Genomic DNA, 22,524 nt, shown 5'->3' on the forward strand with positions numbered 1-22,524 from the left:
TGGGTTCAGCCTTTGACGGCGCCGCTGGTGATGCCGTTGATGTAGTAGCGCATCAGGGTGGAGAAAATCAGCACCAGGGGGAGGCTGGCGAGCACGTAGCCGGCCATGAGGGGTCCGAAGGCGGTGCTTTGTGCGCTGCTGCCGCCGTTCTGGAAGCCGACCAGGGCCATGGTGACCGTCTGGGTTTCGCGGCTGAGCACCAGTTGGGGGAGCAGCAGGTCGTTCCACACGGGGATGAAGCTGATGATGCCGACGCTGATCAGGGCGGGAACGGAGAGCGGCAGGGCAATCTGGGTGAAGATTTGCAGGTCGCTGGCCCCGTCGATGTGGGCTGCTTCGAAGAGTTCTCTGGGGAGGCCCTGGAAGTAGTTGCGCATCACCAGGATGCAAAAGGCCTGTCCGGCGGCGATGTAGGTGAGGATGAGGCCCCAGTGGTTGTCGCCCAGCCCGAATTTTTTGAGTTGCAGGTACAGGGGGATCAGGGTGAGGAAGCTGGGAATGAACAGAAGCAGCAGCACCATCACGTACAGGACGTTCTTGCCGGGAATGTAGAGCCGTGCGAAGGCGTAGGCGGCCACCGAGCCGACGAGCAGGATGCCCAGCACGCTCATCACCGAGATGAAGGTGGAGTTCCACAGGGGCCCGTCGACGACCTGCCAGGCGGTGAGGTAATTCTCCCAGCGGAGGGTGGTGGGGAGGGAGAGCAGGTTCTGGGAGAACTCACCGAGGTTCTTGAAGGAGTTGGTCAGCACGAAGTACATCGGGAAGAGGCTGGCGAGGGCCAGGAAGGCCAGCACGAGGTGTTTGGGGAGGTCCTGGACGTTGGCTTTGCGGGTCCGGCTTTGGGTGGTGGCGGTGACGGAGCGTCTCATTGGTTTCTCCTCTGGGCAATCTGGGAGATCACGCTGAACAGGGCGGTGACCAGGAACAGCACGAAGGACTGGGCCATGCTGTAGCCGAACTGTCCGTACTGCACGCCGGTGTTGTACATGTAGAGGGCGGGGAGGGTGGTGGAGTAGCCGGGTCCTCCGTTGGTCATCACCAGGGGGGCGAGGATGTTCTGGGTTGAGCCGATGATGGTGAGCATGAGGATCAGGCTGAATTGGGGGAGGAGCAGGGGGATGTCGATGGAGAAAATCCTGCGCCAGGGGGTGCACCCGTCAATTTCGGCGGCTTCGTAGACTTCCCCGGGGATGCTTTGCAGCCCGGTGTAGAGCAGCAGCAGGTTGAAGGGGATCACGTAGGGGAAGCCCATCAGGATGATCGCACCGAGGGCGGTGGCGGGTTCGGCCAGCCAGGTGTGGGTGAGGTTCTGGAGGTGCAGGAAGTTCAGGATCTGGTTGACGGTGCCTTCGGTTTTGTAGAAGTACATCCACAAGAGGATCATCACCACGGTGGGGACCACCAGGGGGATCACGAACATGCTGCGGTACAGGTACTGGGAGAAGTGGTTTTTGAGGGCAAAGATCAGTTCGGCGGCCAGGAAGGGGAACAGGGTGTGGATGACGATGGTGACGGCGGCGTAAATCAGGTTGTTGAGGGCGGCCTGGCCCATCACGGGGTCGCTGAACACCCGCTGGAAGTTCTCAAGGCCCACGAATCGGGGGGTGTTGAAGCCGTCCCAGTCGGTGAATGCCCCGGAGAGTGCCGTCCAGGCAGGGTAGTAGAAAAACACCCCCAAAAACAGGAAGGCAGGCAAGACGAACAGGAGTCCCAGGCGGCCTTTCCACAACTTGCCCAGCAGGTGGGCGATGGGGTGGGTGTCCCTGGTGGGTTTTTTCTGGACGAGGGTGGGGGTGATGTTCTTCATGGGGCTCCTTGGGGGGAGGGGCGTTCACCCCTCCCGGGCGGGTTCACTCACTGGTATTTCTTGAGGTCGATGACGCCGTTTTCCCGTTCGAAGTCCCTGAGGGCCTTGTCGAGGTTGGCTTGCACCTGGTTGGTGGCGGTTTGCAGGTCAATCGAGCCGGTGAGGTACAGCCCGAAGGTGCGTTGCATGTCCTGGTCGAGGGAGGAGGAGACGCTGTCCAGCCACACCGGGGTGAGTTTGGTTTCGGATTGCTCGAGCAGCAGGTCGGTGCCGGGGGCGGCTTTCGCGCCGGGGATGGTGGGGACGTTGCTGGGGCTTTCGTTGATGACGGTTTCAGCAACCCGGGGGCTGCCGAGGTACATCAGGAAGTCGATCACCGCGTCGAGTTTGCCTTTTTCGGAGAGGGATTTGTTGGCTTTGGGGGATGCAACTTGCCACTGGTAGTTGCCTTGTGGTCCACCAACCTGGCCGGCGGTGTTGAGGTTCGTGGAGTACCGGGTGACGTTTTTGTTGACCAGGGGGAAGTTGAAGGCTTCCCATTTCATGCCGGCCTGGTTAAGTTGAGGTCCGGTCCAGCTGCCGTTGTAGATCATGGCAGCGCGGCCGCCAATGAAGTCCTGGATGCTGGTGTCGGCGCTGTTGAAAGGGAGGGTGGTGAAGAAGTCTTTGTTCCAGTAGTCGGTGAATTCTTTGAGGATCGGCCACCAGGCCATGAAGCGGGCGTCTTTGGTGGAGAGGATGCCTTTTTTGATGGCCACGGCCTGGTCGAGGGCGGACATGCCGGGGATGTGGTCGGGACTCTGCAGTTCACCGTAGTCTTTGGCGTAGAAGTTGGTGAGGAACAGGCGCTGGTACCAGGAGTAGATGGGGACGCCGGTGCCGACGGGGATCCCTGCGGCCTTGAGTTTTTTGGCGGCGCTGATCAGGTCCTGCCAGGTGCGGGGTTCGCGCTGGATGCGGGCTTTTTTGAAGAGGGTGGGGTTGTAGTAGAAGCTGGTGGCCACCCAGTCCCCGTTGAGGGTGTAAATCGAGCCGTCCGGGCCGCTCATGGCCCCGTTGATGGTTTTGTTGAGGGCGTCCCCCCAGGTTTTGGCATTGGGGGCGTAGGGGCTCTTTTTGGCGAAGTAAGGCCTCAGGTCCAGGGCGATGCCTTCGGGGAGGTTGCCGAGCAGTTCGTACCAGTTGGTGGAGAAGATGTCGTAGAGTTCTCCGCTGGCGGCTTTGGCCCGGACCAGGGTGTTGAAGTTGTCGTTGGGGATGTCGACGAATTTGATTTTGATGCCGGGGTGGCTTTTTTCGTAATTGTCGGCAATGTCGCGCAGGCCGGTGAGTTTGATGCTGTTGGGGAGGGTGCTGTTGGGGGTGAGGTTGGCGCTGGGCCGCACGGTGATGGTGCCCGTCCATTTCTGGGCGGAGGCCACACCGGTGAGGAGCAGCAGGCTGAGGGTCAGGGAGCGGAGGGAACGGGAGGTGGGCATGGTGTGTCCTTTCTGTGGAGCTCAGGGGGTGGGGGTTCAGGCGCGGGGCTGGGCGAAGGCGTGCTGGGCGGCGAGGCTGGCGGCTCCCCTGCCCCAGTGGGTGAAGTCCTGGGTGTTCCAGGGCACCAGGATGAGGGGGGTGTCCTGGCCGTATGGGGTGAAGCTGTGCGTCTGGAGGGCTTGCTGCATGGGGTGGAAGAAGGGGTCTCCGAGGCGCACGGCTTCTCCTCCGAAGACGATGAGTTCCGGGCTGTAGGTGTTGACCAGGTAGCTGAGGTGAAGTCCCAGCAGGTGTCCGGCCCGGGTGAACAGGCGGTGGGCGGGGGTGTGGGGGTGCTGGGCGAGGTCGATGAGGTTTTCGATGCTGGTGACCGATTCGGTTTTGGTGGGGTGGAGTTCGTGGTATTGCTGCAAGAGGGCGGGTTCGCTGACGTAGGCTTCCAGGCAACCTTTGCGTCCGCAGCTGCAGGTCCGGCCGTGCAGCACGGCGGTGTTGTGGCCGAATTCTCCGGCCCCTCCGTTTTTTCCGGTGTGGATCTGTCCGTCCAGCACCAGGGCTGCGCCGAGTCCGTTGCCGTTGCCGATCACCAGGAAGTTCTGGCTGTTTTTGCCGTGCCCGTAGAGGCGTTCGGCCACCGCGAAGGTGTTGATGTCGTTGTCGATGACGGTGGGGAGTCCGGTGAGGCGCTGGACCATCTGGGCCAGGGGGATGTGGTGTCCGGTGAGGGAGGGGGTGTGGATGGCGAGGCCCTGGTGGGTGTCGATGATGCCGGGGAGGGCCACCCCGATGCCTTTGATCTGGGTGGGGTTGAGGCCCTGGGTGACGATGAAGTGCCGGGCGATGCGTTCGATGCTGTGGGCGACGTGTTCGGGGTTGTGGTCGGTGAGGGGTTCGGTGTGGTGGGTGAGCACGGTGGTGGCGAAGTCGGTGAGCACCGCGTCGATGCGTTCGGGGATGACTTTGAGGCCGATCAGGAGGTGGGCCTGGTAGTGGATGTCCAGGAAGATGGGTTTGCGTCCCCCTTGCTGGCTGGCCTGGCCGATGCTGGTTTCGAGGATCAGGCCTTCGTCGAGCAGTTCACCGGTGAGGATGGAGATGGCGGTGTTGCTGAGGCCGGTGGACTGGGCGAGCTGGGTGCGGGTGGTGGCTCCGTGGGTGCGGAGGTGGTTGAGGACGCGGCTGCGGTTGTGGGCACGCAGGTAGCTCTGGTCACCTTTGGGTTGGGGCTGTTTCATGGGGTGATCCCTGTCCTTCTGTTGGTTGTTTTCTTTTTTGAACTAACCAGATTGTAGGGTTTACTCAGCCACTTAGTCAACCATCCAGGTGTGGGCACCTGCTCGAAAAGTGGGTTTTACATCATGTTTCTGAACTGTAACTGAGTGGTCAAGGGATCCGCCGCAGATGAAACACCTGTGCAGCACAGCAATGCCGTGAAATCATGCCTGCCCCAAAAAAGGCACAACACCACCCTCCGCCTTCTGCAACAACCGTTCGAATTGCTCAGGCGGCAGGGAATCAGACAGCAAATGGCCCTGAATGCACTCACACCCACTGCCGAGCACGGTCTCCAGTTGCACCTGGGTTTCCACACCTTCTGCAACCACCTTGAGGTTCATCACCCGGGCCAGTTGCACCACCACCTGAATCAGCTGGCGGCTGCCTTTGAGGGGATCCCGGCCGGTGATGTCCTGAATGAACTTGCGGTCGATTTTGAACCCCGAAATCGGCAGGTCCTGCAAACGGGACAGGGAAGAATAACCGCTGCCGAAATCATCCAGGGACACCCGCACCCCCAGGGACTGCAAAGCCTGCAGGCTTTCCCTGGCCCCCTCATGCAGCACCGTCCGTTCGGTGAGCTCCAACTCCAACAGGTGGGCAGGCAAACCGGTCCATTGCAACACCTGCTGCACCGTCTGCACGAAATCCGACCGGTTGAACTGCACCGGGGAGACATTCACGCTCACCACCAGACCCCGCTCCTCCCAGCGTTTGTTGTGGGTGCAGGCTTCCAGCAAGAGCTGCCGGCCCAGTTCCACCACCACACCGGTGTCCTCGGCCACAGGAATGAACACCTCCGGGGGAACCCAACCGAGGGTGGGGTGGTTCCAGCGGGCCAGGGCTTCCATGCCCACCAAATCCTGCCCCTCTCCCTGGTAGATGGGCTGGTAATGCAAATGGATGGCTTTTTGCTCCACCGCATGCTGCAACTCCCTTTCCAGCACCGTGCGGCTGATGCCTTCACTGCCCTGCTGGGCATCCGCACAGTACACCGTGTACCGGCCCCGGCCATGGATTTTGCTCTGGTACATCGCCTGATCGGCAGCCACCAGCAACGCACTGGCGGTTTTGCCATGCTCCTGGTACACACTGATGCCAATGCTGGCAGAAGCCGGATGGGGCTCTCCCAGGACCGTCAAAGGGGCTTCCAGGCTTGCCATGATTTTGTCCCCCAGCAGGGTCGCATCCTCCAGCCCGGCCTCATGGGCGATGATGGCAAATTCATCCCCACTGAGGCGGGCCACCGCGTCCGACTTGCGCACCGCCTGGCGGATGCGGTCCGCAAACTGCCTCAGCACCTCATCCCCCGCCTGATGCCCAAAACGGTCGTTGACTTGCTTGAAGTAATCCAGGTCAATGAACATCACCACAAACGACTCCCGGTTGCGCTGGGCACGCAGCAAGGCCCCTTCCAGCCGCTCATGGAACAGCTTTCTGGAGTCCAGTCCAGTGAGGGTGTCTTTGAGGGCCAGTTCAGCGGTGAGTTCCGCAGTGACCCGGCCCCGCACCTGGTTTTCATTGAACAGGGTCATGGCGGTCAGGAAGGCAATGCCCATCAGGCTGGCAATGCAAAACTTGATGACCATTTTGAAATAAACGAGTTGCAGGCCTTGCAGTTCAGCCACGTGAGGAAGGTAATGGGAGAGAAGCAGGGTGCTGGCCCCCACAAACACCATCCCGGTGGCCACCAGGCCCCGTTTGAGCCCCAGGAAAATCAAGGTGGTGATGTAAAAGAGGGGGATGTAAATGACGTGGCTGGTGACGTCCAGGTTGTCTGGGTGGTTGAGCAGGTCCAGGGTGATCAGCAACAGGGGCATCACCACGGACAGCACCGCATTGCCCCACACGTACAGAGGCTCCAGGCGGGGCCACCTCCAGTACACCAGAAACAAAAAGAGGTACAGGAGGGGATTGAGGGTGATCAGGGTGCGGGAGATGACCGGCATCTGGGAGGCTTCCAGCAAAGGCAGCCATCCCACCACCGCGTTGATTCCGCCCAGCAGCAAGAAGATAAAGCGTTTGGAGCTGTAAAAAGCAGCCTTTTGGTTCACATGGACCTCCTGGGGTGCCTCGCAGCATCCGGGGTTGTTCCAAAGGTACTTTTTCACCCAGCACAGAACTCTTGCTGCGCGGGAACCAAATGCTGTAAGGGTTCGGCCCGAAGTTCAGGGGTTGGGTCTGGACTGCAAGGTCTTGACGACTTCTCCGGTCTCAAAGGCACTGTGCACCGCGAGGCTGGCCGCTCCCTGCGCCCAGGGGGTGAAGTCGTCCTTGTTCCAGGGCACCACCACCACCTGCAGGTCCTCGGCGAGGGAGTCAAACGCCTGCTGTCTGAGGGTCTGTTTGAGGGGGGTGAAGTAAAACGGACCGAGTTGTGCCCCTTCCCCACCGATGACGATGAGCTCAGGGTTGAAGCTGTTCACCAGGTAAGAGAGGTGAACGCCCAGCAGGCGACCTGCGGTTTCCAGCACTTCACGCGCCCCCATGTGGCCGTCCTGGGCGAGTTGCACCAGGTTCGGCAAGGTGATGCCGGTGTGCTCCGGGTGGCGTTCTTGGAACTGGGCCAGCAAGGCGGGTTCAGCGGTGTAGGCTTCCAGGCAGCCTTTCCGTCCGCAACTGCAGGTCCGGCCGCCGGGCTGCACCATGTTGTGGCCGAATTCTCCGGCTCCGCCATTTCTGCCCCGGTAGATGTTCCCGTCCAGCACCAGAGCGGAGCCGAGTCCCCGGCCAATGGCCACGGTGAGGAAGCTGTCAAATTGCTTGCCATGGCCGAACAGCCGTTCAGCGGCTGCAAAGGCGTTCACGTCGTTGTCCACCCACACGGGAAGGCCGGTGTGCTCGCTGACGGTCTGTGCGATCGGGACGTTGCTCCAGCCGAACAGGGGGGCGTTGATGGCCACCCCATGGCGGGCGTCAATCACCCCACTGAGGCCAATGCCAATCCCCAGCACATCCTCAGGGGCCACCCTGGCTTTTTTGTAGAGTTTCTTGCAGGCCACTTTGATCTGCAAGGCCACTTTGTCCGGGTCCTGGCTGGTGAGTTCTTCGGTACGGTGGGCCAGCACCCGGGTGGAAAGGTCGGTGAGGACGGCCTCCATGCGGTCTTCGCGGAGTTTGATGCCCACTGCGAAATGGGCGGTGTAGTCGATGTCCAGGTAGATGGGTCGTCTGCCGCCCGTGGCCCCGGCTTCCCCGATGGAGCGTTCCACAATCAGGCGGTCCTGGATCAGTTCGGCGGTGATGCCGGTGATGCCCGCACTGCTCAGTCCGGTGATGTCAACAAGTTGTGCCCGGCTGGTGGGGCCCAGTTTGCGGAGGTGGTTGAGGATGGTGCGCCGGTTCTGGGTGCGCAGGGCCCTGGGATCGCCTTTGTTCACTGTCATGGAAGCTCCGTTTGACTCATAAACTGAGTGAAAGCAACATACCATGCTTTCTGAAGCCGGGTCAATGTGTGGGCAGAACATCCTGGAATTTGTTGTAGATCTGGTCTTTCTGCTGCCTGGGTGCGGAGGCAATTGGCAGATCTGGAAGCGCCCTCTTCAAGCTTTTCATTTGTATACGTTGACTCAGTGAGTGAGTATTGACCAATCGAGATCCAGGTGTTAATGTGTGCTTACTTCACAAGTCGAGGAAACCGCAGGGTTCCTCCTGCCCTTGCAGCACACCAAACGGCGGACCCCATCGGGTCCGCAGCAAGGCAGGCTGGACTGACCCTGGTGACCCCGGAGGAGACCCCCAGATGAAAAAAGCAACCCTCACCGCCCTTTCCGCCCTGCTGCTCATCGGCATGACCAGCACCGCCAGCGCCCAGAAGAAAACCGTCACCTTCCTGTCCGGACAAAACGAAGACGTCGGCTACACCCGCATCATCAGCGACCTCGCCAAAGAATACCAGCAGAAAACCCCCAGCGTGGTCTACGAGTACCAGAACAACACCACCAACGGCACCCAGAAACTGCAACTGCTCGCCAACTCGGGCAACCTCCCCACCCTCTACTCCATCAGCGAACCCACCCTGCTGGTGCAGCTCTACAACAAAGGCGAAGTGGCCGACCTCGAAGCCACCTTCAAGAAACTCGGCATCTACAACAAACTCAACCCCGTGGCCGTCAACATCAACAAAAAGCTCACCGATGGCAAACTCCTCGGCCTGCCCCTGGAACTCAACATCGAAGGCATCTGGTACAACAAAAAACTCTTCAAAGAGAGTGGCATCAAAGAACCCAAAACCTGGGATGAAATGATGTCGGCCGCCGAAAAATTCAAAGCCAAAGGCATCCAACCTTTCTCCGCCTCCGGCGACCAGAAATGGCCGCTGACCCGCCTGATCGGTGGATACGCGGCCCGCAAGTACGGCGCAGACGTGATGGACCGCGTCAAAGCCGGCACCCTCAAACTCACCGACCCCGGCTTCATCGAAGCCGCCCGGGTGGTGCAAGACATGGGCAAAAAAGGCTACTTCGGACAGGGCGTCAACACCATTGACTACGACACCGCCGTCGACACCTTCTTGCAAGGCAAAGCCGCCATGTTCTACATGGGCAGCTGGGTGTTGCGTGACCTCAACGACGAAAAACGCAACAAAATCGGCGCCGCCAACGTGGGCTTCTTCAACCTCCCCAATGTCACCGGCGGCAAAGGCAGCACCAGCGACTGGTCCATCAACACTGGCCTCACCGTCGCCGTCAACCAGAAACAGAACGACGCCCAGCTCGGCAACTGGCTGAAATACGTCTTCAACAGCTACGCCAACAAATCCATGGCGGACCTTGGCATGCTCACCGGCTTCAAAGTCAGCAAAATGCCCAAAAACGTCCCCACACTCACCAGCATGACCCAGAAGAAACTCAACGCCGCCAAAAACGGCTACCTGTGGTGGGAAGGCCTGTTCAGCGCCAAAGCCACCGCCGTCTCCTGGGACAACGTGCAACCCCTGGTCACCGGCGACCTGAGCCCCGAAGAATACATGCAGCAACTGCAAAACGCACTCAAGTAAACCGACTTCGGGCCCAGGCACCCGGCCCCCCAACCACCCCCGAAGCATCAGGGGGTGGGTTTTTCGGTGTTGACCCCAAGGACAGACATGAACAAAACCCTCAGCGACTGGAAAGCCATCCTCATCTTCGTTGGCCCCGCCCTCCTCCTCTACACCCTCGTGCTGCTGGTCCCCATCGTGTGGTCCCTGGGCTACACCCTGTATGAAGGCAGCCCCATCACCGGCTTTGAATTCGTCGGCATCCAGAACTACCTGCGCATCCTCCAGGACCCCACCTTCCTCAAAGCCCTGTGGTTCGGCACCAAATTCGCCCTCGTCGTCTCCACCGGCCAGGTGATCCTCGGGCTCCTGCTGGCATTGCTTTACCACTTCTACCTGAAAAACTCCAGCGCCCTGGTGCGCACCCTGATCTTCCTGCCGGTGGTCCTGCCCACCGTGGCCGTCGCGCAAATGTTCTCCAAGATGTTCGCCATCGCCCCCCAGTACGGCCTGGTCAACAGCCTGCTGCACAACATGGGCCTGGATGGGTACATCCAGCCCTGGCTGGGACAGGCCGACACCGCCTTCTGGATCATCGCACTGATGGAAATCTGGAAGGCCATGGGCTTCTACGCGATCCTGCTGTACACCGGACTGGTTGCCATTCCCGATGAAACCCTCGAAGCCGCACGCCTCGACGGGGCCAAAGGCTGGACCCTCACCCGCTTCATCGTGCTGCCCCTGCTTGCACCCATCACCATCTCCTCGCTGATCTTCAGCCTCAACGGCACACTTAAAGTCTTTGACACCATCGTCGCCCTCACCAACGGCGGACCCGGCACCACCACCACCCCCCTCACCTTGCTGATGTTCAAAACCGCCTTCACCTACAGCGAGTACGGTTACGGCAGCACCATCGCCCTGGGCCTCGCCCTGCAATGCCTGGTGGTGACGCTGCTGATCGTGTGGCGCAACCGCAACGGAGGACAGTGACCATGATTGGACAGGACCCCATGAAAACCGGCGTGCAAAACAAAGCCGCCTACAACCCCACCCAGGCCAGAATTCAAAAAACCCTCTTCGGTCTGCCCATCACCCTGCTCATCCTGATCCTGGTGCTGCTCGCCATCTACCCGGTGTTCTGGATTTTCATGTCCTCCCTCAAAGGCAGCGAAGAATTCAGCCTCAAACCCATGTGGGCCCTCCCCGAAACCCTGCACTGGGAGAACTACGCCCGGGCCTGGACCGAAGGCAACATGGGCAAATACTTCGTCAACTCCGTGCTGGTGGTCTTCCCCTCCCTGTTCCTGCTGGTGATCCTCGGCACCGCCGCTGCGTTCGGCATTGAAATCATGCGCTGGAAGATGGCCAAAGGGGTCAACCTGATGTTCCTGGTCGGCATCATGGTGCCCATCCAGATCGTGATTTTGCCCCTCTTCACCATGTACTACCAGGCCAACCTGCTGGACACCCGCCTGGCCCTGATCATGACTTACGTGGCCTTCGGACTCCCCCTGGTGGTGTTCTTCCTCGCCGGATTCTTCCAGAGCTTCCCCAGGGAAATCATCGAAGCGGCCATCGTTGACGGGGCCACCATCTACCAGGTGTTCTACAAAATCGCCCTGCCGATGGTGCAAAACGCCATCGTCACCGTGGCCCTGGTGCAATTCTTCTTCCTGTGGAACGACCTGTTGGTCTCCCTGACCTTCACCAGCAACCCCGACATGCGCACCGTGCAATCCGGCCTGCTGGCCTTCACCGGACAGTACGGCCAGCGGGAATGGGGACCCACCTTTGCCTCCATCGGCCTGGCTGTCGCCCCCACCGTGATCATCTACCTGTTCCTGAACCGCATGGTCATGAAAGGCATGGCGGCCGGCGCCGTCAAAGGATAAGGAACCCCCACATGACCCTCCTGAACGACACCACCCTCACGGTCACCCACCTCCACGCCGAACACCACAACCGCCTCGGGCTGGGCGTCCACACCCCCCGCCTCTCCTGGCAGACCGAGACACCCACCCCCAACTGGCAACAAGACGCTTACCAGATCGAAGTGGTCTTCGCAGAAGGGGAACGCCACACCACCGACAAAATCCCCTCCGGGGAATCGGTGCTCATCAACTGGCCGTTTCGGCCCCTGAAGTCCCGCGAACAGGCCCAGGTGCGGGTGCAGGTGTGGGGCAACGACCACAGCACGGCCTGGAGTGAGGTGCTCACCCTGGAAGCCGGACTGCTCGAAACGGAAGACTGGACCGCCCAGATGGTCGGACCCCTTCGCGAAGAAGACCCACAGGTGCCCGGACCCTCTCCCCTGCTCAGGAAAAGCTTCCAGGTGAAAGCCAGTGTGAAACACGCCCGACTGTACGTCACCAGCCTGGGGTTGCACGACACCCGCATCAACGGACAGAGGATCAGCGATCAACTGTTCTCGCCGGGCTGGACCAGCTACACCACCCGCCTGAGGTACCACTCCTTCGACGTCACCCCTCTCCTGAAAGAAGGTGAAAATGCCATTGGAACGATGCTCGGAAACGGCTGGTACCGGGGCAGGCTTGGCTTCGGAGGCGGAAGACGCAACCTTTATGGCAACACCCTGGGCCTGCTCGCGCAACTTGAAGTCACCTACCAGGATGGCACGGTCCAGACGGTCCACACCGATGACAGCTGGACGTGGAGTGAAGGGCCCATCCTGTTCGACGACATTTACGACGGGGAACGCTACGACGCCCGCAAAGAACAACCGGGGTGGGACACCCCGGGTTTCAATGACCTGGACTGGAAGACGGTGCAGGCCGTGCCGTTTGACTTCACCACCCTGGTTGCCCCCGAAGGCCCACCCGTGCGCAGGATCGAGACCCTGCCTGTGAGAGACGTCCTCACCACCCCTTCAGGCAAAACGGTGCTGGACTTCGGACAGAACCTGGTCGGCTGGCTGCACATCAAAGTGCGAGGCGAGAGGGGCCACACCGTCACCTTCAGGCACGCCGAGGTGCTCGAGAACGGCGAACTGGGCATTCGCCCCCTGCGCTATGCTGCGAACACCGACACCTACACCCTGCGTGGCGAAGGCATCGAGGTTTTCGAACCCCATTTCACCTTTCATGGGTTCCGGTACGCCGAAGTCGAGAACTGGCCCGCCCCTCTGGACCCCTCGGACATCGAGGCGGTGGTGGTGCACAGTGACTTGCAGCGCACAGGGTGGTTTGAGTGCAGTGATGAACTCATCAACCAGTTTCACCAAAACGTGGTGTGGGGGATGCGGGGGAACTTTCTGGATGTGCCCACCGACTGTCCGCAGCGGGATGAGCGTCTGGGGTGGACGGGGGACATTCAGGCGTTTGCTCCAACCGCTGCTTTCCTTTACGACGTTTCAGGTTTCCTCAAGTCCTGGTTGAGGGACCTGGCAGCGGACCAGTTGCCGGATGGGGCGGTGCCGGCGGTCATTCCGCAGGTGCTGGCTGCGACCCTGCCTGCTGCGGCTTGGGGGGATGCGAGCACCATTGTGCCGTGGACCCTGTACCAGCGGTTCGGGGACTCTGGCATCCTCAAACAGCAGTTTGAGAGCATGAAACGCTGGGTGGAGTACCAGCATTCCCGCACCGGGGAGCGTCTGGTGTGGGACATGGACATGCAGTTCGGGGACTGGCTGGATCCGGATGCCCCGCCGACCAGTCCGGGGAAAGCCAAGACCCTGCCGGGGGTGGTGGCCACCGCTTATTTTGCCCGCTCGGCCGACATTGTGGCCCAGGCGGCCAGGGTGCTGGGTTTCGTGGAGGAGGCCGACCATTATGGGGAATTGGCCTCCCGGGTGCGGAGGGCCTTCCAGCGGGAGTACGTGACCGGTTCCGGCCGGGTGTTGAGTGACAGCGTCACCGCTTACAGCCTGGCGTTGCAGTTTGCCCTGTTGCCCGGGGAGGAGCAGCGTCACACGGCAGCAAAACGCCTGCGCGAACTGGTGCGGGAGAATGGTTATTTGATTTCGACGGGTTTTGTGGGCACCCCCCTGGTGTGTGATGCCCTGTCCTCCGTCGGAGAGGTGGAGGCCGCATACCTGCTGTTGACGCAGACGGAGTGCCCTTCGTGGCTGTACCCGGTCACCATGGGGGCCACCACGGTGTGGGAGCGCTGGGACAGCATGCTGCCGGACGGAACCATCAACCCTGGTGAGATGACCAGCTTCAACCATTACGCCCTGGGTGCGGTGGCGGATTTCTTGCACCGCTGTGTGGCAGGGTTGGCCCCTGCGGCGCCTGGTTACCGTCAGATCCTGGTGAAACCCCAGGTGGGTGGGCCTTTGACGTTCGCCCGTGCGGTGCACCTGACCCCGTATGGACGGGCGGAGGTGGCGTGGTTCAGGGAGGGGAATCAGTTGCGTCTGGAGGTGACGGTTCCTGCCAACACCCGGGCCCGGGTGGAGTTGCCGGATGGCCAGGGGTTTGAGGTGGGTTCCGGAGACCACCGGTTCAGCTGCATTTTGCCTGCCGGGGCTGTGAAGCCCCTATCCATGGATTCCACGTTTGATGACCTGGTCCAGCAACCTGAGGCGTACCGTGCCATTTTGAAACTGGTGGGGGAACACTCGGTGGACCATGTGGATGTTTTCAAGGGCATGTTGCGCAGCAACCAGCGGGGCATGTGCCTCAGGAACGCCGTGTGGGGGGTGCCCCACCGGGAGGCTTTGCTGGAGAAACTCCAGGCTTTTGTGGGTTCCCGGTGACTGCGCAGACGGCGGCCGGTGCAGAACTTCCTTTGTGGGAGGGAGAACAGCCTGGTGGGTTCCCGGAGGAAGGGTTTTTCCTTCCCTCCGGGGCCTGGGCGGTGAGGGACGTGGTGTGTCCAACGTTGACCGTTCACCGGCCGGATCAACCCGGTGGGTTGGGGGTGCTGGTCTGTCCGGGGGGTGGGTTTCAGGCCCTGCACCTGGAGCATGAGGGGCACCGGGTGGCGGAGGTGTTGCGGAGGCTGGGGGTGACGGTGTGGGTGTTGAAACACCGCCTGGTGCCGTCCGTGGCCTGTGCTGCACAGGGCCTTTCCCCGGGGGTGTTTCAATCCCATTTGTCGGTGGTGCACCTGGACCTGATGACCGCCTGGCAGCGGATTCAGGAGCATCCCCTGGGTAGGGGCCTGGATCGCCTGGGCCTCCTGGGCTTTGGCAGTGGTTCGCGGGTGGTGCTGGAGCAGGTGTTCCGGCCCCCTGGCAACGCGAGGAAGGTGGATTTTGTGGGGGTGTTCTCCCCTGAAGTGGAGGGTGTGGGAACCTCATCTGGTGCCCTGCCGCCCCTTTTTGTGGGCGTGGAAGATGGGCTGCGGTCGGTGGCCGGTTTGCGCCTGGAGTTCCTGTGGGGGAGGGTCGGGCAGCAGGTCACGTGGCACCAATGTCCGTCTTCCTCGCCTGGGGTTGAGCACAGGGGGTGGTTGGAATTCCGGGACTGGCTGGGGGTGCTTTGAGCTCGTGTGGATTGAGGTGCACTTCTGGGTGCGCCTTTCGGCGTGAAAAAGGCCTGCATTGCTGCAGGCTGGAGGGAAAGGAAGGCTTTGCTGGGACAGCGAGTTGCCGCTGGCTGTCTTGGGTTGCGGCTGTGGGACCGCCCCACCGGTGGGTGTGGAGGTGCAGGTGGGTGGGGGTGTTTGAGGTGGTTCAACCGACACCCATATATTAACTCACAAAGTGAATCAAGTCAACAGATGGGGTGTTGTTCTCGGTTCCTCAGTGGCACGGCATTGCTGGTGAACTGGATCATGCACGTTAAGGGGAAAACCTCACCCTGGAGCACCAAATGGCCCTAATCGGTCCGCCTTTGTGCAAAGTGTTGATGCAACGCCCCTAAGAAGCATTCCCTGGTAGGGTGCTGCCAGACTTGAGCGTACCCCTGTACCCACAACTTGACATCTTCATGTCGTGTCAGGAGAAATGGTGGTTTCAACCTGGGCGTCCAGTCCTCTTACCCCAGCAAGAGGACCATCCTGGATTCAAAGACCAGGCTCGAATGCTTCCCAGGGCAGCACCCGGACCCCGCCGTCTGTCGTGTGGACCTCCCACTGAAGGTGGCGGGACACGGACCCAGACGAAAACACCACTTCATCCTCAAAAGGATCCCAGCACAGGTGGGTGTTGGAGGCCACAAACACAGACCGTTGATACATCAGAACGTCATCTGCCACCTCATGGAGGTGCAAAAAACCGTCCATTGCGGGAAGCAACAACCTGGAACCGTCGGGAGAGTGCAACATCGAGTTACGCCAGGCTTCAGGGGCATCAGCAAGCCATTGGCGCGGTTTCAGCTGGCTTTCTTCCACCAATGCAGCCTGTTGACGGTCTCGCTCCTGTTTTTCATCCAGCCACCGGGTTTCTTCCCCGCTCAACTCGCGCAGGGTTCCATCGCTGTATAGCTGCAGGCCTGGGTGACCCCAACGAAGCACACTGACCGCACCATATTCTTGCAGATGCATGAAGTGGGCCCGAAGTTCAAGGTTGGAGTAAAGCACCTGACCTGATTTCAAGTCCAGCAGTTGCAACCCTCCCTGCCCGCCAGACACCAGCACAGCCTCATCGTCTGGGAGAATCAACATTTCTTTGGGAACGAAATGGAGCGTTCTGTTCCACTCCACGTGCAGAGGGCTGATTTTCACATGCAACACTGCCTGTCTGGAAGTCAGCAGCAACCCTGTGCCTGAAGAGGCCCACTCCATGAACCGCAGGTCTTGCTGATGGCTGAGGTCCAATTCCTCCACAACCTTGCCCTGTCGATTCAGCAGCAGCAACCGCCTGTCATGACCCATGCAAGCCAGCAGTTGTCCGTCCGGACTCCAGGCCAGCCTGGGAAGGTCAGGCAACACCACATGCTGAAAACACTGGGTTTCTCCTGTCTTGCAGTTCAACCAGCACAAGGGTTGACCACGGAGCGGCAGAATCAAAAGTTCACTGTCAGGGGACCACAGGTTTGGCTGCATGAACGACACCCCTTCCAGATGCTGGTACAACAGGCGCCCAGAGGAGCCTTCCAGCACACTGGTGCTTTTCTTGTTGCCAACCACCACCCATGTGCTGTCAGGGGACCAGACCACATGTTCCAGGCCCCTTCGCACCCCAACCAACCCCGCCTGGACCTGGTCTGTGCAAACGTCAACCACGAGCAGCATGTTCATGTAGACCGCAGCGAGCTGTTGGCCATCAGGAGACCACTGAATTGCACCCAGGCCGTGACCGAAGGTCAGCAAGGTCTGCTGCCACTCCAGCGTCAGGGGGTCACGGAGTTGCAAAAAACCACTTCCATCGTTGATCAAGAGGGCTTCACCTGAAGGAGATGTTTTCAACACATGAATCTGCTTCAATCCGTGCGGCATTTCTTGCAACACTTCTCCAGTTTGGAGGTCACACTGGTACAGTTCTTTTTCGCCCACCACGTACACTTCCCGGAAATCCGGTGAAGCTTCAATCCATGCCCCATCTTCAGGGGTGTACCAGGTGTGCTGGGTTTCCAGGGTGTGGGCGTCCAGCAGCTGCACGGCTCGCCCGACCCCTGCCAGCAGCACCTTGCCCGCAGGGTCCACCTGCAGGTGATGGCACCCCATGAAGAGCTCTTTAAGGATGGACAACCGGGCACTGCTGAGTTCTGGAAAAAACATCAACTTGCCGTTGGCATCACTGGCATAGAGTCCTTGACCGCTGGGATGCCATATGAGGTGATGCCAGGATGAAGTCCAGGTGTGGTGTTCGTACACCACCTTCCTGGTGTTTAACTCATGCACGCGGATCACCCCGGAGGTGCAACAACTGGCCAGCCAGAGGCTGTCTGGTGAAAACGCCACCTGATGCACGGTGCCGGGATGATGGAACCGGTGGAGGATCCGCAGGGTGCGGGCATCCAGCACGGTCACCACACCCTCAGCGTCCCCATGGGCCAGCAGGTGTCCGTTTGCGGACCAGTCCAGGGTGCCAGTGGACTCAAAGTTGCTGTTGCGAAGCACGGGGGTTCTGGGTCCTGCGGGTTTCATGGGGAGGCACATCCCGGGGGTGTCATCTGGCATGTTTTCCGGTTCAACAAAATACAGTTGGTGGTCTTCCACCCCTTCCAGGACCACGCCTCCCATTCTGGGGTGGTGAAAAATTGCGCCCGTGAGGTTGGTGTTGCTCAGGTTTGCGAACCGCAGGGAGCACTCTTTCCACTCTGTGCGGCTCAGGTTTGCACCAACCAGATCCGCCTGATCCAGTGAAACTTCGACCCAGGTGGTCTCTGTTAAGTCCGCTCCACCCAGTTTGATGCCGCGCAGGTTCAGTGGAGATCCTGCCACCCCGATGGTTTGGAACTTCAATTGGGCGCCACGCAAATCCATGCCTTGCAGGGGGAGTGGAAACATGGCGTTGGCATGCAAGGTCAAACCCAATTGAAACAGCAATTCGCTGGCCCTGGGCAGGTAGTTTGCCCGAAGTTTCCGGGCGTTTTCCCGCAACTTCTGGGCCGCTGCACTGGAAAGGTCCGCCAGGAGTTCAGCGAGAAAGTTCAGTGTTTCACTGCTGGGGGTCTGGATCTGCCAGTGTTCCAGCTGGCCTTCCAGCAGGGCTTCCAGGAGATGCTGGGCCAGGAAGTACTCTTGCAGGCTGGTGTGGGCGAAACGAAACCCGTATGTTTTTCCGCCCAGGTCATGACGCACCAGGAAAGTGCTGGTGCGCAGGTCCTCTTCGAGTTGCTCCACAAAGTCCTGGGGGTAACGGGATTGCCGGACTCTTGAGGCGCTCCTCCAGATCTGGAAGCTGTCCTCCAGTTGCTGGGCGGACAGGAAAGAGGCGCCCTGGGTGCTCATGGTGTGGGCAATGAATCCAGCCAGGTTGATTTTGTCTTCCACCCTCAGGTGGTGCTTGCCTGCGTCCCGGGACAACCAGCGGTCCACCACCCGCTGGTAGAGGTGCACCACCCGGATGGGGGTGCCTTGCTGCTTTTGGGTCAACAACTCAGGAAGCAAGGTGCCCAGCAGGTTGAGGGTGTAAGGCCGCTGGCAGAATTCACTGAGGTTGTGGATGCTGCCGAGGGTGCGCATCACCTCAGGCATCTGGTCAGCAAACAGGGTTTGCAAGTAGTGCTGGATCTGGTTGGAGGTCAACGGCAGGAGTTCCATCACCTGGTATTCGTCCTGCAGGTGCAACCGGTCTTCCCCACCGAAGTGGTTTTTCTGGGCGGTGATGTCCCGGAAGTAGTGCGAGCGGCAGGTGAGCAGCACCCGGGGAATCCACCTGGGGTCAGGTGCTCCAGGGTGGGTTTTGCGGTGTTCGCGCAAGGCATTCAGGTGCCGGGTGACCAGGCTGAGCAGGTTGCGGGTGAAAGCCTGACCTTCCCTGCCATTCATTTTCACCAGGGCTTCGTCCAATCCGTCAAAAATCACCACGGCCCCCTGAGCAATCCATTCTTCCACCATGCCTGGGGTGTAAGGCTCCCCATCCCCTCTGGGGTCCCAGCCGCGGGCCATGCATTCCTTGAGGACGTCTTGCAGGGTGGGCACCCGCAAATGTAACCCGGTGAGGTGCCTGAGATCGAAGAGCAGGGGGATGCGTTTGGCGGGGTCCTGCTGGGCCTCTTTTTGCAGGGTGCGGGCGAGGTGCTGCACGGAAATGGTTTTGCCCATCCCGTATTCGCCAAGCAGGGCGAACAGGGGCTGCGCCCGGTCCGCGTTGGCCCACTTCTGCAGGCGCTCTTGAACGTTGACGGCTTTGACGGCTTCTTTGATGGCCTCAACCAGATCCATCCCCATTTCCAGGTGAAGGGTGGTTTCCTGCCCAAACGTGGGGTAAAGGGCATGTTCGGGAAGCTGCTGCAAATCCAGGGCTTTCACTTCAGGCACAGGCAGTCCGGAGGGTTTCTCGGGTGGCTGGAACAGCATTTCCAGCAGTTCCCTCACCACCTGTGCAGCATTGCCTGCCGCCAGTTTCTGGTCCCTTTCTTTGCTGCTGGTGTTTTTTTGACCGTCTGCGAAATCACAAATGGCTTTCACCACCAGCCACGGCACCCCTTCAGCGCTCGCAGCCTGCAGGGTGCCCATCCCTTCCATTTCACCTCCAATGGCGGTGGGATAATCGGCTTTCAGCTGGTCCCTGAATGCGAGGTGATCAATGAGTTTCTCGCCACTCAGCAGCAAACCCACCTCAATGTCAGGCCAACCCAGGTTGCGTTGGTGCTTCAACACCGTGGCAGCCTGCACCAGGCGTGCTGGGGCTTCCGGAATGCTGCCCCGGCGTTGTTCCCCAGTTGCCTCCACGCGGTTCAGTTCGTACTCGGCGATGTGGCTGCTGATCAAGACGTCCCCAATGTTTTGTTTTTTGGGGTTGATCCCAAAGCAGATTCCGGTGGCGATGATGGCATCCAGGCGGGGTTCCCCCAGGTCCTGCATGGCCTGCAAGATGGTGCGCTGGGCACGCAAATTGCCCTGCTGGCTGATCAGGTGGTAAACCTCAAGATGTGCGGGTGAGGGGAGTTGTTGCAGAATGCATTTGCCTGTGAGGTGGTTCAGGGGGGGCCCGAACACTTCCGTGACGGCCCTGGATTCATGTTTATTGAAGGTGACCAGCAGAATGCGCTGGCGTTGCCCGTAAAGCACCTGCCCTTCCAGGGGCAGCAAGGGTTGGTTGTTCAGGGCGAGGTACTCCAGGGTCGTGAAGGGAGCGGGCACCTGGATTTCACCTTCGAACCAGACCTGCCTATTTCTGGCTCCAGCTTTGCGGTTCTGGGTGATTCTGGCTTCAATGGGAAGGTTTTGCTGGGTGAAGTGTTTGTTCAGGTCGCTGAGCAGCCGGTTGAGCATGGTGTTGGCACTGGCCAGCTGGGCCAGCGGGAAGAGTTTGGTGTGGATGTCTTCCACCCTGGCGTAACCCTCATCATTGACGACCTGCAGGAGGTTGCCGGTGAGGTCTTTCAGGGCACCCTGAGGAGGATGTTTTTTGAGTGCGGTTTGAATGTGGTATCGGCTCAGGGTGGCCATGGTTCACCTCTACTCCATGGTACTGCATCTGGTGCGCATGAGCAAGTTTGAATTGTTTGAATGTTGTTTGAATAGATTGCAGTGAGGCAACGGGGAGGATCCCAATGCTAGCGCGGAAAAACAAGCTCTGGAGATCATGGGTTCACCCTGGCCACAGTGTTCCACACCCATTGGTGCAGGATTTTAGAATCTTCTTTGCAGCACCCACTTGATTTTCCCTGCACACTGCTTTGCCTCCAATACAACCAAAGCAGTGTCACACGTTCATTCAGTCAAGCGGGAATGGCAAGACACCAAGACGTTAGAATCCTTCAAAACCCCAGCAGTTCCAGAGCGTCCTGATACAACCTGATCGTCACTTTGACCTGCGTTGAAGTGGCCTGAAGCACCACTTCTTCGAGGACATCCAGTTGGTTGCCAATGGTTCCAGAAGTCCGCATGTACACCATCTCCGCGACCTTCTGGTAAGGGGCCGTCCATTCCTCCAAACCCAGGTGAGCAAAAAAAGCTGCAGCCACCCCCAGGCTGTCCTCAAAAGACAACGCATCCAACCTCGCCCGGGTGAAACGGGTGGAAAGTTCTGGGTTGATGGAAAGTGCGTCCACCATGCGGTCCGTGCCCACAGGAACAATCCGCAACCCGGCATTGTTGAGGTCTTTGATTTTGGTCAGCATGTGGTGCCGGGTCTGGCTGCCCACACTCAGCACATCGTGAAATTCATCCAGCACAATCACTTTCGTGCCCACCACCTCCAGCAGGTTCAGCAGGTGCTCGGTGCGTTCATCTTCATTCCCAATGACTTTGACGGGAGACACCAGGGCCAGCAGTCGGTCCACCAACTGGGAGGTGTTCCTGAGTGGGGACATCCGGAGAAGCAAGATGGGTTTCAGGTCCAGTTCCTCCCCATAAACAGGAGGATGCAACTTCATGAATTGGGTGATCAGACGGCTCTTTCCAGAGTTGGCGGGCCCAATCAAACCCAGGCTGCGCTCCCGGTGCCTCGGAGGATCGGTGACCAGCTGCGACAGGCGCTCCAGCAACCGCTCTCGTTCCGGAATCAGGAACCATGCGGATTCCCGGGAGCGGATCAGGTCCTCACGGGAGAACTTCAATGCCTTCCCCTGTTGCGTTCTGGAGGTGCTTCCTGGATGCCAAACTTTGGCCAGTGGGCGGAGGGAAATTTCGTTCCTGGCGCCGGTTCTGTGGGGGTTGCTGGAGGATTGGGGTCCGCTGGCACGTCATCATCTCGCATCTGCAGCACCTTCTGGTAGATTTGATGGGCACTGCGGGCGGGTTTGAGTTCCAACTCCAGTTGCTTCCTGGCTTCCTCCCACGCCCAGATGCTGGTCGGCCTGGGAATGTCCTTGCAGAACAGTTCCATGGATTCCCCTGTTTCAGGATGAAGCAACCACACCTGCTGGATGTTGTGGGGATCAAAGAGCACCGTGACTTCTCCCACCGCTTTTCGGCGGCGCACCAGGTTCAGGACCTCAGGATGGAAGGACACGTAATGCCTGTACTTCCACTGCAAACCGGTTTTTTGCAGGGAGCGTTTGAAGCAAGGCATCAGCATTTTCTGGATTTTCTCGTGGTCTCCTTCAGGAAGGGGGCTGAATTGGCTTTTTCCCTCACTCACCTGCACCCAGGCGTTTTGCAGGCGACTGAGGACCTCTCCCCTTTTCACCTGCACATTGATGCGGTCCAGCAGGTACTGGGTGAGGTACCGCTCCAGGTCCTTTTCACCAAAAAAAGCATAATCCTTTCCTGTTTTGCCCCTCGTGCGGTGTCGATTGAGGGTGGAACCAGGCAGGTGCCTCAAAGCCTCGTTGATGAGACCGATCAACCGTTCAATGCGGCCCCTGAGGTGCGGATCGGAAGGGATTGCCTGGAAGGCCACCCCATATTGGTGACAGAACCGTTCCAGAGATTGGTTAACTGAGATTTTTGTGTGTTAGGCCAGGTCCCCAAAGTGGGAGAATGAGCCTGTCATACCCCTTCGAGCCGACAAGCC

At 59.7% G+C, this 22,524-nt stretch carries 14 protein-coding genes; 5 read left to right on the forward strand and 9 right to left on the reverse strand.

Translation table 11 applies throughout. The annotated features are described in order from the left end of the window. Positions 1-5: 5 nt before the first annotated feature. The 6 genes from IEY52_RS23825 to IEY52_RS23850 form a co-directional block, all read right to left on the reverse strand. On the reverse strand, positions 6-872 hold the full coding sequence (locus IEY52_RS23825) for a carbohydrate ABC transporter permease (RefSeq protein WP_189008133.1): 867 nt from the start codon (positions 870-872) through the stop codon (positions 6-8). Next, positions 869-1,810 carry a carbohydrate ABC transporter permease gene (locus tag IEY52_RS23830; protein WP_229684948.1) on the reverse strand — a complete coding sequence of 314 codons (942 nt, stop codon included), beginning with the start codon at positions 1,808-1,810 and terminating at the stop codon, positions 869-871. Before IEY52_RS23830 ends, IEY52_RS23825 begins: the two co-directional genes overlap by 4 nt. A gap of 47 nt (positions 1,811-1,857) precedes the next feature. Further along, positions 1,858-3,288, reverse strand: a complete 1,431-nt coding sequence (locus tag IEY52_RS23835) for an extracellular solute-binding protein (protein WP_189008136.1) — start codon at positions 3,286-3,288, stop codon at positions 1,858-1,860. 36 nt (positions 3,289-3,324) lie between these two features. Further along, positions 3,325-4,524 (reverse strand): ROK family transcriptional regulator, encoded by a 1,200-nt coding sequence (locus tag IEY52_RS23840; protein ID WP_189008139.1) that lies wholly within the window; start codon positions 4,522-4,524, stop codon positions 3,325-3,327. 201 nt (positions 4,525-4,725) lie between these two features. Then, positions 4,726-6,618 (reverse strand): putative bifunctional diguanylate cyclase/phosphodiesterase, encoded by a 1,893-nt coding sequence (locus IEY52_RS23845; protein WP_189008142.1) that lies wholly within the window; start codon positions 6,616-6,618, stop codon positions 4,726-4,728. A gap of 114 nt (positions 6,619-6,732) precedes the next feature. Then, complete coding sequence (locus IEY52_RS23850) at positions 6,733-7,950, reverse strand: ROK family transcriptional regulator (RefSeq protein ID WP_189008145.1); 1,218 nt, start codon at positions 7,948-7,950, stop codon at positions 6,733-6,735. 356 nt (positions 7,951-8,306) lie between these two features. Here IEY52_RS23850 and IEY52_RS23855 point away from each other — a divergent pair, with 356 nt between their 5' ends. The 5 genes from IEY52_RS23855 (at position 8,307) to IEY52_RS23875 (ending at position 14,993) form a co-directional block, all read left to right on the forward strand. Then, positions 8,307-9,563: an ABC transporter substrate-binding protein gene (locus tag IEY52_RS23855; RefSeq protein ID WP_189008148.1), complete on the forward strand. Its 1,257-nt coding sequence runs from the start codon at positions 8,307-8,309 to the stop codon at positions 9,561-9,563. An 87-nt stretch (positions 9,564-9,650) separates the two neighbouring features. Then, positions 9,651-10,535, forward strand: coding sequence for a carbohydrate ABC transporter permease (locus IEY52_RS23860; protein ID WP_189008151.1), 885 nt, complete (start codon positions 9,651-9,653; stop codon positions 10,533-10,535). 2 nt (positions 10,536-10,537) lie between these two features. Continuing rightward, the gene (locus IEY52_RS23865) at positions 10,538-11,437 is read left to right on the forward strand and encodes a carbohydrate ABC transporter permease (protein WP_229684950.1); all 900 of its coding nucleotides are present in this window, start codon (positions 10,538-10,540) and stop codon (positions 11,435-11,437) included. 11 nt (positions 11,438-11,448) lie between these two features. Beyond that, on the forward strand, positions 11,449-14,262 hold the full coding sequence (locus IEY52_RS23870) for a family 78 glycoside hydrolase catalytic domain (protein WP_189008156.1): 2,814 nt from the start codon (positions 11,449-11,451) through the stop codon (positions 14,260-14,262). A gap of 125 nt (positions 14,263-14,387) precedes the next feature. Continuing rightward, positions 14,388-14,993 carry an alpha/beta hydrolase gene (locus tag IEY52_RS23875; RefSeq protein WP_189008159.1) on the forward strand — a complete coding sequence of 202 codons (606 nt, stop codon included), beginning with the start codon at positions 14,388-14,390 and terminating at the stop codon, positions 14,991-14,993. A gap of 522 nt (positions 14,994-15,515) precedes the next feature. On the opposite strand, the gene IEY52_RS23880 is transcribed toward IEY52_RS23875, so the two are convergent. The 3 genes from IEY52_RS23880 to IEY52_RS23890 form a co-directional block, all read right to left on the reverse strand. Continuing rightward, positions 15,516-20,513, reverse strand: coding sequence for a pentapeptide repeat-containing protein (locus tag IEY52_RS23880; protein ID WP_189008174.1), 4,998 nt, complete (start codon positions 20,511-20,513; stop codon positions 15,516-15,518). A 311-nt stretch (positions 20,514-20,824) separates the two neighbouring features. Then, positions 20,825-21,625 carry a TniB family NTP-binding protein gene (locus IEY52_RS23885; RefSeq protein WP_189008177.1) on the reverse strand — a complete coding sequence of 267 codons (801 nt, stop codon included), beginning with the start codon at positions 21,623-21,625 and terminating at the stop codon, positions 20,825-20,827. Continuing rightward, positions 21,622-22,410, reverse strand: coding sequence for a Mu transposase C-terminal domain-containing protein (locus IEY52_RS23890; protein ID WP_189008179.1), 789 nt, complete (start codon positions 22,408-22,410; stop codon positions 21,622-21,624). The genes IEY52_RS23885 and IEY52_RS23890 overlap by 4 nt, the downstream gene beginning before the upstream one ends. Positions 22,411-22,524: the final 114 nt, after the last annotated feature.

The sequence above is a fragment of the Deinococcus roseus genome (assembly GCF_014646895.1).
Lineage (GTDB): Bacteria > Deinococcota > Deinococci > Deinococcales > Deinococcaceae > Deinococcus_C > Deinococcus_C roseus.